Source organism: Acetobacter tropicalis, from assembly GCF_001580915.1.
GTDB classification, from domain to species: Bacteria; Pseudomonadota; Alphaproteobacteria; order Acetobacterales; family Acetobacteraceae; genus Acetobacter; species Acetobacter tropicalis.
The window spans coordinates 70856-84250 of sequence record NZ_LHZQ01000215.1 but is presented as its reverse complement, the minus strand read 5'-3'; the positions used below and the strand labels follow the sequence as shown (position 1 = coordinate 84250).

Annotated in this window: 14 protein-coding genes; all 14 read left to right on the top strand. The window is 59.0% G+C overall.

Annotated features, from left to right (window positions below; all coding sequences use genetic code 11):
- The first annotated feature begins 112 nt into the window (after positions 1–112).
- The 14 genes from AD944_RS11895 to leuB all read left to right on the top strand — a co-directional run bounded on the left by AD944_RS11895 (position 113) and on the right by leuB (position 13393).
- Positions 113–1480 (top strand): replication-associated recombination protein A, encoded by a 1368-nt coding sequence (locus tag AD944_RS11895; RefSeq protein WP_045542249.1) that lies wholly within the window; start codon positions 113–115, stop codon positions 1478–1480.
- Between the two features lie 10 nt (positions 1481–1490).
- Positions 1491–2474 (top strand): RluA family pseudouridine synthase, encoded by a 984-nt coding sequence (locus AD944_RS11890; RefSeq protein WP_006557539.1) that lies wholly within the window; start codon positions 1491–1493, stop codon positions 2472–2474.
- 33 nt (positions 2475–2507) lie between these two features.
- The gene (locus tag AD944_RS11885) at positions 2508–4670 is read left to right on the top strand and encodes an AsmA family protein (RefSeq protein WP_045542248.1); all 2163 of its coding nucleotides are present in this window, start codon (positions 2508–2510) and stop codon (positions 4668–4670) included.
- Positions 4667–5416, top strand: a complete 750-nt coding sequence (locus AD944_RS11880) for an ATP12 family chaperone protein (protein WP_045542247.1) — start codon at positions 4667–4669, stop codon at positions 5414–5416. The genes AD944_RS11885 and AD944_RS11880 overlap by 4 nt, the downstream gene beginning before the upstream one ends.
- A gap of 144 nt (positions 5417–5560) precedes the next feature.
- Positions 5561–5731, top strand: coding sequence for a hypothetical protein (locus tag AD944_RS11875; RefSeq protein ID WP_156105420.1), 171 nt, complete (start codon positions 5561–5563; stop codon positions 5729–5731).
- 103 nt (positions 5732–5834) lie between these two features.
- A complete protein-coding gene (locus AD944_RS11870; RefSeq protein WP_006557534.1) occupies positions 5835–6350 on the top strand; it encodes a Spy/CpxP family protein refolding chaperone in 516 nt (171 codons plus the stop codon).
- 115 nt (positions 6351–6465) lie between these two features.
- A complete protein-coding gene (ffh, locus tag AD944_RS11865; protein WP_035381070.1) occupies positions 6466–7860 on the top strand; it encodes a signal recognition particle protein in 1395 nt (464 codons plus the stop codon).
- Between the two features lie 46 nt (positions 7861–7906).
- The gene (gene rpsP, locus AD944_RS11860) at positions 7907–8257 is read left to right on the top strand and encodes a 30S ribosomal protein S16 (protein ID WP_006557532.1); all 351 of its coding nucleotides are present in this window, start codon (positions 7907–7909) and stop codon (positions 8255–8257) included.
- Positions 8258–8285: 28 nt separating this feature from the next.
- Positions 8286–8828 carry a ribosome maturation factor RimM gene (rimM, locus tag AD944_RS11855; RefSeq protein WP_045542246.1) on the top strand — a complete coding sequence of 181 codons (543 nt, stop codon included), beginning with the start codon at positions 8286–8288 and terminating at the stop codon, positions 8826–8828.
- Positions 8825–9574 carry a tRNA (guanosine(37)-N1)-methyltransferase TrmD gene (gene trmD / locus AD944_RS11850; RefSeq protein WP_045542245.1) on the top strand — a complete coding sequence of 250 codons (750 nt, stop codon included), beginning with the start codon at positions 8825–8827 and terminating at the stop codon, positions 9572–9574. The genes rimM and trmD overlap by 4 nt, the downstream gene beginning before the upstream one ends.
- Before the next feature lie 14 nt (positions 9575–9588).
- Positions 9589–9978, top strand: coding sequence for a 50S ribosomal protein L19 (gene rplS / locus AD944_RS11845; protein WP_006557529.1), 390 nt, complete (start codon positions 9589–9591; stop codon positions 9976–9978).
- A 252-nt stretch (positions 9979–10230) separates the two neighbouring features.
- Entirely contained in the window at positions 10231–11634 is a 1404-nt protein-coding gene (gene leuC, locus AD944_RS11840; protein ID WP_006557528.1) for a 3-isopropylmalate dehydratase large subunit, read from the top strand.
- Positions 11634–12257, top strand: a complete 624-nt coding sequence (gene leuD, locus AD944_RS11835; protein ID WP_006557527.1) for a 3-isopropylmalate dehydratase small subunit — start codon at positions 11634–11636, stop codon at positions 12255–12257. Before leuC ends, leuD begins: the two co-directional genes overlap by 1 nt.
- A gap of 17 nt (positions 12258–12274) precedes the next feature.
- A complete protein-coding gene (leuB, locus tag AD944_RS11830; protein WP_045542259.1) occupies positions 12275–13393 on the top strand; it encodes a 3-isopropylmalate dehydrogenase in 1119 nt (372 codons plus the stop codon).
- Positions 13394–13395: the final 2 nt, after the last annotated feature.

Genomic DNA, 13395 nt, shown 5'->3' with positions numbered 1-13395 from the left:
TCTCATTCAACGCCCGACTAAAAATGGGGGGATTACCGAATGACAAACTGCGTCGGCTGTTTGCAAAGCAGGGGCAGTAACGCGGACCAGGACAGAACAAGGCGATAAGGGTATGGCGGCACGGCGGACAACGCCCATGGCGGGAGATCTTTTTGGGGAAGATGCACCTCCGCCGAATTTTGATGCTGCCATGTCTGCCTCGGCACGTCCTGCCCCTAACCAACCGCTGGCGGACAGGCTTCGGCCCAACCGGCTGGAAGATGTGGTGGGGCAGGGCCATTTGCTGGGGCCGGATGGCAGCCTTACCCGCATGTTGGAACGAGGCTCTCTGGCCAGTCTGATTCTGTGGGGCGGCCCGGGTGTGGGGAAAACCACCATTGCCCGCCTTCTTGCACAGGCGGCAGGTTTGAAGTTTGTACAGCTTTCAGCCGTGTTTTCCGGCGTGGCAGACCTGAAAAAAGCGTTTGAAAATGCGCGGCGGCAGGCGGAATCCGGTGGCGGTACACTGCTGTTTGTAGATGAAATTCATCGTTTCAACCGTGCCCAGCAGGACGGGTTTCTGCCCGTGGTGGAAGACGGCACCATTGTGCTGGTCGGGGCGACAACCGAGAATCCGTCCTTTGCATTGAACTCGGCACTTTTGTCGCGCTGTCAGGTAATGGTGCTGAACCGGCTGGACGATTCCGCTATGGAAGCCCTGCTGGTGCGCGCAGAAGAGGAAACGGGTCGGCCGCTCCCCCTTACGGAAGAAGGCCGCGCCACATTGCGTGCCATGGCGGACGGGGATGGCCGTTATCTGCTGAACATGGTTGAGCAGCTTCTCAGCCTGAAAACGGAACAGCCGCTGGATGCGCAGGCACTCGCCCGGCTGCTGGCCAAGCGGGCCGTGTTGTATGACCGGGACCGTGAAGAACATTACAACCTGATTTCCGCCCTGCACAAATCTCTACGTGGGTCAGACCCCGATGCGGCGTTGTACTGGTTCGCCCGGATGCTGGAAGGCGGGGAGGACCCCCGTTATCTGGCCCGCCGGTTGACACGCTTTGCTGCGGAAGATGTTGGGATGGCAGACCCGCACGCCCTGCCATTGGCTATTGCCGCATGGGAAACGTACGAACGGCTTGGTTCGCCGGAGGGGGAACTGGCGCTGGCCCAGCTTGTGGTGCATCTGGCCACGGCCCCCAAATCAAACGCCGTTTATAAAGCTTATGGTGCGGTGCGCCGTGCCGCCAAGGCGACAGGCAGCCTGATGCCGCCAGCCCATATTCTGAATGCACCCACACGGCTGATGCAGGATATCGGCTACGGCAAGGGGTATGAATATGATCATGACGCGGAAGAAGGCTTCTCCGGCCAGAATTATTTTCCGGACGGGATGAAGCGTCAGACCTTCTATAATCCTACCGGCAGGGGGTATGAACGGGAGGTTCGGCACCGGCTTGAAACATGGGCCCGCTTGCGGGATCGGCGTCAGTCGTGAATATCGTGCCATGAGTGTTGTGATTCTGACCGTAAGCGAGGACGAGGCGGACATTCGCCTTGATCGCTATTTCCGCCGCCATTACCCGCATTTAACGCAGGGCGCGCTCCAGAAACTGTGCCGTACAGGGCAGATTCGGGTGGAGGGCAAACGTGTGGAGGCTTCTACACGCCTGCAACCGGGGCAGTCCGTGCGGGTGCCGCCTATCCCCAAGGCTGTTAAACCAGCGCCAGATACGCCTCGTCAGCTTGATGAACGACTGGTGCGTGAAATCAAGGGTATGGTCCTGTATCAGGACAAGCAGGTGATTGTGCTGAACAAGCCTGCCGGTCTGGCTGTGCAGGGTGGCCCCGGCATTACCAAGCATGTGGATATGATGCTGGATGGCCTGCGGGCGGAAGCGGATGATCCGCGCCCCCGGCTTGTGCATCGCATCGACAGGGATACCTCTGGCCTGCTGCTGCTGGCCCGGACTCCGGGTGTGGCCGCAAAGCTGGCGGAGGCGTTCCGTGGGCGCGATGTGAAAAAAACTTATTGGGCCGTTGTGGTCGGCCGTCCTGATCCGCTGGCTGGTGAAATTGATCAGCCTCTGGCCCGGCTGGGCGCGGGTGCCAATGCTATTATGGTGGCGGCAGACCGCAAGGATGAGGATGCGCAATATGCGCGCTCCACATACGAGGTGGTGGATGCCGCGGCGCGAAAGTTCTCGTGGCTGGCTCTTTCGCCGCTTACGGGCCGTACGCATCAGTTGCGCGTTCATTGCGAGTCCCTTGGCACGCCCATTCTGGGTGACCCGAAATATGGCGGTGCAACCGCGCATGTGGACGGGTTCAAGGATCAGCTTCATCTGCATGCCCGTGAACTGGACATGCCGCACCCTGCGGGAGGACGCCTGGTGGTCACAGCCGAATTGCCGCCGCATATGCGTGAGACCTTCCGTGCTCTGGGCTTTACGCCGGGTTCAACGCCCAAGCCTGTCCGCCGGGGCGGGTAAAGGGGCAGGGCTTCGCTATCAGGAGAGACGTCTATGCGGCTGAAATGGAAGCTGGGTCTGCTGGCCGGTGCTGCTGTGCTTCTGGTGGGGGGCGGCAGCGTTGTGTCCTCCATGCAGGATGCAAACTGGATGCGTGTCAGGCTGACCGAGGCAGTAGAAGCCCGGACGGGCCGCCATCTGGCCATTGACCATCTGCATGTCTGGATTTTGCCATTCCCTTGGGTGGAAGCCCGAGGTGTTCGGTTTTCCGGCGTGGAAGAGGGCGGGCCGGATATGCTCACCGCAGGCGAAATCCGCGCCCGGCTGGCGCTCATGCCGCTCTTTCATCATCGGATCGTGCTGAATGATGTAAGCATTATTGAGCCGCATATTTCTGTGCGGCGTTTGATGGATGGCCGGGCTGACTGGCATTTTACCCCCAGACCCGAGACCACGCAGGATACAACACCCGGCAAGCCGTCTTCTGGTTCCATGCACTGGAATCTGGGCGTGACAGGTGTGCATATCACCAAGGCTGATGTGCAATGGCAGGATATGCTGCGGCATCGGTCAGGATGGTTACCGCTTGATGTGGTTCGGGCCAGCAATCTTGAAGGCAGCAAGCCCGAGTTCGAGGTCAAGGCAAGCAAGGGCAAGGGGCAGTTCCTGCTGACCGCCCAAACAGGCCAGCTTCTGCCTGATGCAGCGCAGACTCTGCCAGTGCAGGCCAGAATGACCTTTACTGTAGATGGGCATCCTGCCGGGCTTGCGCATCTGGATGGCACTATTGCCGACCCTGATGGAAAGCGGACCTACACGCTGAACTTTGGCAGTTCGGTGGGGCAGCTTCAAACGCTGGAAACCTTCTTCCCGCACGCCGCGCTGCCAGACGGACAGAATATCTCCATTGATGCCATAATTGGTGGTCAGGGCGATCAGCCACAGGTGCAGGGACTGCATGTGCGCACGGGGCCGGTTGATGCCAGCCGTCTTGTGCCGGGGGCTGCGATAAGCCGCATGACCCTGGATGCCACCCGCCCGGAAGATCGGCTGGCCGTGCTGGTCGATGGCAAGCTGGGTGCGCAGGCGCTGGGCCTGCGGGGCACGGTTGGCACACTGGCGCAGATCACGGCGCTGGCGCTCAACCCAGAGCAGACCGATATGCCTGCGGATCTGATGATCATGGATGGGGCCTCCAGCCTTCGGGTGGCGGGTACCTTGGGCGGAGGTCGGTCCACGTTGGATGGCCATGGTGTGCTGGATCATCTGGCGTTGGGAGATGGCCGCCCCACCGTGGAAAATCTGAAGGTAGACGGCCATGTAGAGGCTGCGAATACCCTGGCGCTGGTGCATGAGCATGACGTGCAACAGGTTATCCGTGGGGTGACGGCGGCAGTGGATGTGCAGGCCCCGCAGGTGGTGTGGCGAGGGCTGACATGGACCCAGGTTTCCGCCCATGTCACCGTGCAGAACGGTAAACTGACGGCGGACCCGATCAAGGCAGAAGGCTCTGGCGTTCAGCAGTCAGGCCGATTTGCCTATGATGCCTCGGGCGCTGTGCCGCAGATTGATATGGCGGCGCACCCGGTGATGTTGCCGGTTGAATTTGTGCAGGAATGGACTGGTGCACCCGCGCTTCTGCAAGGCGTTATGACAGTGGTGGGGGCTGTATCTGTTCAGGGAACAGATGCCTCTACCCAGCGCCGGACAATCACGGGGCACATCGGCGCATCTGTTGTAGATGGTAGCATTGGTGGGCCGGCGTTGCGCACGCTTCTGGGGCCTAATGTGCCGCTTAAAGGAAAAATGCCCGTGCGCTGCTTTGGCACCCACATGCAGGTGGGTGATGGGGTGGCCCGAGTGGATATGCTGGGGCTGGAGAGTGATTTTCTCTCTCTGCATGGCCACGGGACTGTGGGGTTGGAAAATCAGGCGCTTGATCTGCATCTCTCGCCCCGCGTGGCGCTGGGGGGCGCATCCGCCGCATCTGACGTGCGGGTGACAGGTACATTTGCTGCCCCCGTGCCGCAGATGGACCCCACTTATGGCGGCCGTTATGGCATCAATATCGGTGGGGATGACGGCGGCGGGGATAATTGCCCAGCCCTGCTTTCCTCCGCACGGGAAGGGGGCGCAGGCCCGGCCCCTTCTGCGCCAAAGGCGGGGAAGGAAGGGAAGGTTATGAACATGTTGCGCGGGCTGGGATTGTTCAAGTGAGTGAAAATGCAAAGGCCGTAGCGGCATCGGCTGGGCGCAAGCGCTTCTGGAAGCAGGCCAGTGTGGTGCCCGATGGGACAGGCTACGCCGTGCAGCTTGACGGCAGGCCCGTAAGGTTGCCGGAGCGCACGCCGTTGCGGGTAGAAAGCCGGGCGCTGGCAGACGCGCTGGCAGAGGAATGGCAGGCAGCAGGTAAGGAAGCGGGGGGGCTCTTTCGGCCGGAAGATCTGCCGCTTACCGGTATCGTGGGGTCCATGCTTGAACGTATTCCCGCCCAACGGGAAGGGGTGGTGGAAAGCCTGCTCGCATACGCCGGGAGTGACCTGCTGTGCTATCGGGCCGAAAACTGGTCCGATCTGGCGCGGTTGCAGAAGGAGCAATGGACGCCGTGGCTGGACTGGTGCTGCAAGAGGTTTGATGCACCGCTTGAGGTTTCCGAGGGCATCATGCCCATCGCTCAGCCGGCAGAAACATTTAATGCACTGCGGCGCGTGCTTGAGCAGGCAACGCCAGCACAGCTTGCTGCGTTAAGTGTAGCCGTGCCGGCACTTGGCAGCCTTGTGCTGGGTCTGGCGTTGGTAGAACAGCAGGCCGATCCGGAAACACTGGTGGCATGCGCAACGCTTGATGAGCGTGCGCAGATGCAACGGTGGGGAGAAGATACGGAAATAACGGACCGTATCGCAGCGTTGGTACGTGAAGTGTCAGATGCAGCCCGGTTTCTGGCGTTGTCGCGCCAGAACTAACGGGGCAAAGCAGAGAGGCTTCGGCAATTTGTCGGTATTGCCATGAATTTGCCGCGGTGTGTTTCTAGATCGCATTAGGTCATGCAGCAGGAAGAATGAACGACCTGCAACTATGCTGTCATGTTGCCAGATAAGGAGAACGTGATGCGATCTGACTCTGATACAGACGATATGCTACGTCAGCGTATGTCATCATCCGGTGGAAAAGCGCGCGTGCAGGCGCGTGCCGCTCATCTTTTTGCAACCTGCGCCATGGGATCATGGTTTCTGCTTGGTATTATCCCGATAGTGGTTATTCTTTATTCCATGACGTAAAAAGCCTTTTGCTGGTTTATGATCGCTCGGCAAAGGGTATGCGCAGAACAATAGGCCTGCGGATGCGTGACGAACGGGATTTTCAGGAAAGGTTTGCAACCAGATGTCATACAAAAATGGATTTCTCGCTGCGGCTGCCGTGACAGGGCTTCTCTGCGCCGTGCTGCCTGCCTCCGCCAATGCCCGACCGCCCCATCCGCCCAAGGGTGCTCATGGTGGATCTTCGTTGTGGAGCGCGCAGGGTGGTCCTGACATGCTGGAAGGGATCAGCCTGACCAAGCAGCAGCGCAAGAAGATCGACGCCATTCTGAGCGATGCGCACGATCAGGATCAGACGGACAGCATCCGTAATGACATGGGGAAGCTCCATGAGCAGATCCAGGATCAGTTGACAACGCCGGGCCCGATCAACAAGGACCAGATCAACACCCTGCTTCAGCAGCAGGCCTCTTTGCGGGCCCAGCAGGAAGCCCGTCATCTTGATGTGGCCGAGCGTATTCATGATGTGCTGACAGATGATCAACTTGCGCAGATCAAGGCCCGTCAGACCAAAATCCGGGATCTGATGGAGCAGTTGCGAGAAGTGCAGCATCCGGAACCGACTGACGCCAGCAAGTAACAGACAGAAGTTTCTTGACTCATGGGAAGGGGTGGCTTAACCCCTTCCCCAATTCAGGACCGCCACCCCGCGAGTGTTCGCGCAGTGGCGCGTTTTCTTATGGGGTGGTACGCTATTGTTCGAGGCTCTCTCAGGCAGGCTTTCCGGAGTTTTTGATGGACTCGCCAAACGTGGCGCGCTGTCAGAAGCTGACGTTATGGAGGCAATGCGCGAGGTCCGTCTGGCTATGCTGGACGCAGACGTTGCGCTGCCTGTGGTCAAGGATTTCGTCAACAAGGTTAAAGAGCGTGCAGTGGGTGCGGAGGTGCTGGAAAGCATTTCCCCCGGTCAGGCCGTTGCCAAGATTGTCAATGATGCCCTGATTGATGCGCTGGGCGGCGCTGGTGCCGTCCCGCTCAATCTGAATGCCGTGCCGCCCGTGCCCATTTTGATGGTGGGTTTGCAGGGCTCTGGTAAAACCACCACATCCGGCAAGATCGCGCTGCGCCTGAAAACGCGTGAACGCAAGAAAGTGCTTCTGGCCTCTCTTGATACGCAGCGTCCTGCTGCGCAGTTGCAGTTGGCGCAGTTGGCAGAGCAGGCCGGTGTGCCGTCTCTGCCGATTGTCGCGGGCCAGACACCGGTTGAAATTGCGCATCGCGCGTTGGATACCGCCCGGCGTGAAGGGTTTGACGTTGTCATTCTCGACACCGCAGGCCGTCTGTCCATTGATGAAGCGCTGATGGAAGAAGTGCGGCAGGTTCGTGCTGTAACCCATCCCGCCGAAACGCTGCTGGTTGTGGATGCCATGACCGGGCAGGATGCCGTGAACACTGCCAAGGCCTTTAATGAGGCTGTTGGTGTGACCGGCGTTGTCATGACCCGTATGGATGGTGATGCGCGCGGTGGTGCCGCCCTGTCCATGAAGGCCATTACCGGCGCGCCAATCAAACTGACTGGCTCTGGCGAAAAGCTGGATGCGCTGGAAGAATTCCATCCCGAACGTGTTGCTGGCCGTATCCTCGGTCTGGGTGACATTGCCGGGTTGGTGGAAAAAGCGGCTGATACGCTGGATCATGAAGAAGGCGAACGCCTGGCCAAGAAGATGATGGCCGGCAAGTTCGATCTTGATGACTATGCGTCCCAGATTCGGCAGATCAACAAGCTGGGGTCTATCTCCGGCATTGTTGGCATGCTGCCCGGAATGGGAAAGCTGAAAGAGGCGCTGGGGGACAAGGATCTGGATACGTCCGTCCTCAAGAAGCACCTCGCCATTATTTCATCCATGACCAAGGGCGAGCGGAAGAAGCCTGCCATTATCAAGGCATCCCGCAAGAAGCGTATTGCCGCCGGGTCTGGAACCACGGTTCAGGAAGTCAACAAGCTGCTCAAGCAGTTTGATATGATGTCCGACATGATGAAGCGCTTTAACAAGCTGGGCGTGAAAGGTCTCATGCGCCAGGGAATGTCCGCGCTCATGCCTAAAGGAATGGGAGGAGGGCCGCCGGGTGGTGGCCGTCCCTTCCGCTAAGCGGCCTGTTTCTCTTTCAAGTTTTTCTGGGTTTGGAGTGATCTGAATGAGTGTTAAAATTCGTCTTGCCCGCGCAGGTGCAAAAAAGCGTCCGTACTACCACATTGTTGTGGCAGACAGCCGTTCCCCGCGTGATGGCCGTTTTATTGAAAAGGTTGGCGCGTACAACCCGATGCTGCCGTCTGACCACGCAGACCGCGTGCGTCTGGTGAACGAACGCATCACGCATTGGCTGTCTCAGGGCGCACAGCCTACGGACCGTGTGGCCCGCTTCCTGGGTAACGCTGGTCTGGCTCCGAAGCCTGCTTATGCAGAACAGCCCAAGCAGTCTGCGCCGAAGAAGAAGGCACAGGCTCGCGCAGAAGCTGCTGCCAAAGCTGCTGAAGCCGCTGCCTGAGTCTGAAAAGCACTGAGCAGACCGGATCATGCGTCCTGACCTTATCCTGATAGGTGTTGTAGGAAGACCCCATGGTGTGCGCGGCCTTGTGCGCGTGCACAGCTATGCGGATGATCCTGCGGCACTTGAGGGGTTCAAGGCTCTGGTGGATGATCAAGGCCGTAATTGGTCTTTGCGGTGGCGTGGGGCTGATGGTGTGGCCGAACTGCGTGATGCGCAGGGGCAGGCACTGGCGGACCGTACGGCAGCGCAAGGGGTGGTGAACACGCGTCTTTACGTTCCGCGCGATGCTCTGCCCGAGCCGGAAGAGGAAGAATTCTACCATGCTGATCTGATTGGCATGGAGGCACGGGAAAACGGACAGTCTCTGGGGCAGGTGGTCATGGTGCATGATTACGGTGCCGGAGCCAGTCTGGAGCTTGCCGGGGGGATGCTGGTTCCGTTTACGCGGGCTTGCGTGCCGGAGATTGATCAGGCCAACCGTGTTCTGACCGTTATCCGCCCTGTAGAGGTTGCGGGTGAAGAAGGACGTGGTGTCGGTAGCCCCAAAACGCCGGAGCCTTCAGCGTGAGCTGGCAGGCAACAATCCTGACACTGTTTCCGGAAATGTTTCCGGGGCCGTTGGGGTTGTCTCTGGCCGGGCGGGCGCTGGGTGGTGGTGTGTGGTCATGCCAGACGCATGATCTGCGCCAGCATGGTCTGGGGCGGCATCGTGCTGTTGATGATACGCCGTTTGGCGGTGGAGCAGGCATGGTGATCCGGGCGGATGTGGTTGATGCCGCACTGTCTGCCATTCAGGCTCCGGAAGGTGCGCCGCGCGTGTTTTTAACGCCCCGTGGCCGCCCTCTGCGTCAGCAGGACGTCAGTCGTTACGCGCAGGGGCCCGGTGTGGTGTTGCTGTGCGGGCGGTTTGAAGGCGTGGACGAGCGTGTGCTTGAAGCCCGGGGTATCGAACAGGTCTCCATCGGAGACTATGTTCTTTCCGGGGGTGAGACGGCTGCTCTGGTGTTGCTGGACGCATGTGTCCGGCTGTTGCCCGGTGTTATGGGAAGTGATGAAAGCGGCGTGGAGGAAAGTTTTTCCGACGGGCTGCTGGAATATCCCCATTACACCCGCCCTGCATCATGGGACGGGCGAGACGTGCCGGAAGTCCTGCTCTCTGGCAATCATGCGGCAATTGCGGCATGGCGGCAGAAACAGGCTGAAGAAATAACGCGGGAAAGACGGCCGGACCTGTGGTCTGCCTGGCTGGATCGCAGGGAAAGAAATGAGGCTGCTGCCGGAAGGTCCGGACAGTCAGGCCGAACTGGGGTTTGAGGAAGGATACGGATATGAACATTATTCAGCAGTATGAAGCTGCCGAAATCGCGCGTCTGACAGCTCAGCGCGCCGTGCCGGAATTTGCTGCGGGTGACACCGTTCGCGTTTCCGTTCGCGTTGTTGAAGGTGAACGCCAGCGTCTGCAGGCTTTTGAAGGTGTGGTGATTGCCCGCTCCAACAAGGGTCTGAACAGCAACTTCACCGTGCGCAAGATCTCCAATGGTGAAGGTGTGGAACGTGTGTTCCCGCTGTATGCGCCGACCATTGCTGAAATCAAGGTTGTGCGTCGCGGTAAAGTGCGTCGCGCGAAGCTGTACTACCTGCGTGGCCGTAGCGGTAAGTCTGCCCGTATTGCTGAACGTCCGCGTGACGTTGTGGCACCGGCTGCTGCTGCCAACTAAAAACAGGCTGACCAGCCTGCTGGCTGGTCTGACTTTTCAAAACCCGGTCGGGCCTGTGCCCGCCGGGTCTTTGCGATGCTGAGAAGATGAAGGCGCGGTTCTTTTCGTCTGTCAGATAGCTGTTTTGCCTTCCGTCCAGCATGCCGCATCATGGCTGGATGAACACCGCAGAAGCATAAGCCTTGCTCTGCTGGTTGTGGTATTGCAGATGCCTCTGCGCGAATCCGCACTGTTTCACGAAAGGGGAGGGCCATGGCGCCGCGTACGTTGTTCGACAAGATCTGGGACCACCATGTTGTCGAGACTCTGCCGGATGGCACCTCTATCCTTTATATTGACCGTCACCTCCTCCATGAAGTGACAAGCCCGCAGGCGTTTGAAGGCCTGCGTCTTGCTGGCCGCCGTCTGCGTCACCCGGAAATGACAGTTGCCGTTGTGGACCACAACGTGCCGACATCTGACCGCACGCAGCCGATTGAAGAGCCGGAAAGCCGCAATCAGATTGAAACGCTGGAACGGAACGTCAAGGAATTTGGCGTGCCGTATATTCCGCTGCTGTCCGCCAATCAGGGCATTGTGCACGTGGTCGGGCCGGAGCAGGGCATTTCCCTGCCGGGTATGACCATTGTGTGTGGGGACTCTCATACCTCAACCCACGGCGCCATGGGGGCGTTGGCCTTCGGCATCGGTACGTCCGAAGTTGAGCATGTCATGGCCACGCAGACCATTCTGCAGCGTCCCGCCAAGAACATGCGCGTGACTGTGGAAGGAACGCTGGGGGCTGGGGTTTCCGCCAAGGATGTTATGCTGGCCATTATCGGGCATATCGGCACGGCAGGCGGCACCGGGCATGTGATCGAGTTTGCCGGGTCTGCCATCCGCGGGCTGGATATGGCTGGCCGTATGACCATTTGCAACATGTCCATCGAGGCAGGGGCACGTGCTGGTCTGGTTGCGCCTGACGATGTGACGTTCGAATATGTGCGCGGTCGTCCGTTTGCCCCCAAAGGGGACGATTTTGAAAAGGCCGTGGCGTATTGGCGCACGCTTTCTTCAGATGAAGGCGCGCATTTTGATACGGAAGTGACGCTGCGGGCGGAAGATATCGCACCCAGCCTGACATGGGGCACCAGCCCGGAAACCGTGCTGCCCATTACCGCCACTGTGCCTGACCCTGCTCAGGAACCAGACGAAGCCAAGCGTGTCCAGATGCAGCGCATGCTGGACTATATGGGGCTGGAAGCTGGGCAGAAAATTGCCGGAACACCGGTTGATGTTGTTTTCATCGGCTCCTGCACCAACAGCCGGATTGAAGATCTGCGCGCAGCCGCTGAAGTGGCTGCAGGCCGCAAGGTGGCAGACGGTGTGCGGGCCATGATTGTGCCCGGCTCTGGTCTGGTGAAGCGGCAGGCGGAAGAGGAAGGTCTGGACAAGATCTTCCTTGATGCCGGGTTTGAATGGCGTGAGGCAGGATGCTCCATGTGTCTGGGTATGAACCCTGACCGGCTGACGCCGGGCCAGCGGTGTGCCTCCACCTCCAACCGTAATTTTGAAGGGCGTCAGGGACCCGGTGGGCGGACGCATCTGCTCTCTCCCGCCATGGCCGCGGCCGCGGCTGTTACAGGCTGCCTGACGGATGTAAGGGAGCTGGCATAATGGATAAGTTCACGGTTCTGTCTGCTGTGGCTGCGGCGCTGCCGGAAGCCAATATTGATACAGACAAGATCATCCCGGCCCGCTTCCTGAAAACCACGCGCCGCACGGGCCTTGGCAAACATGCGTTTGACAGCATGCGTTACCTGCCGGATGGCTCTGAAAATCCTGATTTTGTGTTGAACAAGCAGCCGTGGCGTCAGGCTGAAATTCTTGTCACGTATGACAATTTGGGTTGTGGTTCTTCACGCGAGCATGCGCCGTGGGCTCTGCTTGATTTTGGTATCCGTTGCGTTATTGCGCCCTCTTTCGCGGACATCTTTTTCAACAACTGCTTCAAGAACGGCATTCTGCCCATTCGCCTGCCGCGTGAGGTGTGTGATGCGCTGATGGCGGATGCCGCCATGGGCAGCAATGCAAAGCTGACGGTTGATCTGCCGCGTCAGGTTGTTATCCGTCCCGATGGGCAGGAAGTGCCGTTTGAGATTGATCCGTTCCGCAAGCATATGTTGCTGGAGGGGCTGGATGATATTGGTCAGACGCTTAAACATGAGGGTGAGATTGAAACCTTTGAAAGCAGCGTAGCCAAGGAACTGCCCTGGATGCCCAAAATTTCCTTCGATTGATGAGCTTGGAGAACCCCATGACTGCTCAGCCAGCCAAAAAGCTGCTTGTTCTGCCCGGAGACGGGATTGGCCCGGAAGTAATGCGCGAAGTCGGGCGTATCATCACATGGCTGGAAGAAAAGCGGGGGCTCTCTTTCGAGATTACAGAAGATCTGGTGGGTGGGGCTTCTCTGGCCGAATACGGTGAGCCCATCCGTGATGAAGTGATTGAAAAGGCACGCGCTGCGGATGCCGTGCTGTTCGGTTCCGTGGGTGACCCGCGCTGGAACCATGTGGGTTTTGAAAAGCGCCCTGAACTGGCGATCCTCAAGCTGCGTCAGGAACTGGCCCTGTTCGCCAATCTGCGCCCCGCCAAGGTGTTTGATGCTCTGGTGGACGCCAGTACCCTCAAACCCGATGTGGTGCGCGGGCTGGACATTATGATCGTGCGTGAAACCGTGGGGGGTATTTACTTCGGTAACCCGCGCGGGATTGAAACCCTGCCTGATGGCAGCAAGCGTGGGATCAATACGGAAGTTTATACCACATCAGAAATTGAGCGCGTTGCCCGTGTAGCCTTTGATCTGGCCCGCAAGCGCTCTGGCCGTGTCTGTTCCGTTGAAAAATGCAACGTGATGGAAAGCGGCCTGTTGTGGAAAGAGGTTGTGACAGACCTGCACACACGTGAATATCAGGATGTGGAGCTTTCCCACATGCTGGCTGATAACTGCGCCATGCAGTTGGTGCGTAACCCGCGCCAGTTTGATGTCATTGTTACCGGCAACCTGTTTGGGGATCTGCTGTCTGATCTGGCTTCCATGCTAACCGGCAGCCTGGGCATGCTGCCCTCCGCCACGCTGGGCGCGCCGGGCGCTAATGGCAAAACACCCGCACTGTATGAACCTATCCACGGCAGTGCGCCGGATATTGCCGGGCAGGGCATTGCCAACCCGATTGCGCAGATCCTCTCCTTCGCCATGTTGCTGCGTTATTCCTTTGATTTGCAGGAAGAAGGGCAGTTGATTGAAGATGCCGTCTCCAACGTACTGGCCAGTGGCCTGCGTACGGCGGACATCATGAGCGAAGGTATGGCCCGCGTTGGCACGTCCGTTATGGGTGAAGCCATTGTGCGTGAACTGGACAAGTTCCAGAAATAAAA

What these genes read in the sequence shown, in the direction of transcription:
- AD944_RS11895 (WP_045542249.1), top strand. Translation starts at nt 113, where the DNA reads ATGGCGGCACGGCGGACAACGCCCATGGCGGGAGATCTTTTTGGGGAA.
- AD944_RS11890 (WP_006557539.1), top strand. Translation starts at nt 1,491, where the DNA reads ATGAGTGTTGTGATTCTGACCGTAAGCGAGGACGAGGCGGACATTCGC.
- AD944_RS11885 (WP_045542248.1), top strand. Translation starts at nt 2,508, where the DNA reads ATGCGGCTGAAATGGAAGCTGGGTCTGCTGGCCGGTGCTGCTGTGCTT.
- AD944_RS11875 (WP_156105420.1), top strand. Translation starts at nt 5,561, where the DNA reads ATGCGATCTGACTCTGATACAGACGATATGCTACGTCAGCGTATGTCA.
- AD944_RS11870 (WP_006557534.1), top strand. Translation starts at nt 5,835, where the DNA reads ATGTCATACAAAAATGGATTTCTCGCTGCGGCTGCCGTGACAGGGCTT.
- rpsP (WP_006557532.1), top strand. Translation starts at nt 7,907, where the DNA reads ATGAGTGTTAAAATTCGTCTTGCCCGCGCAGGTGCAAAAAAGCGTCCG.
- rimM (WP_045542246.1), top strand. Translation starts at nt 8,286, where the DNA reads ATGCGTCCTGACCTTATCCTGATAGGTGTTGTAGGAAGACCCCATGGT.
- rplS (WP_006557529.1), top strand. Translation starts at nt 9,589, where the DNA reads ATGAACATTATTCAGCAGTATGAAGCTGCCGAAATCGCGCGTCTGACA.
- leuC (WP_006557528.1), top strand. Translation starts at nt 10,231, where the DNA reads ATGGCGCCGCGTACGTTGTTCGACAAGATCTGGGACCACCATGTTGTC.
- leuD (WP_006557527.1), top strand. Translation starts at nt 11,634, where the DNA reads ATGGATAAGTTCACGGTTCTGTCTGCTGTGGCTGCGGCGCTGCCGGAA.
- leuB (WP_045542259.1), top strand. Translation starts at nt 12,275, where the DNA reads ATGACTGCTCAGCCAGCCAAAAAGCTGCTTGTTCTGCCCGGAGACGGG.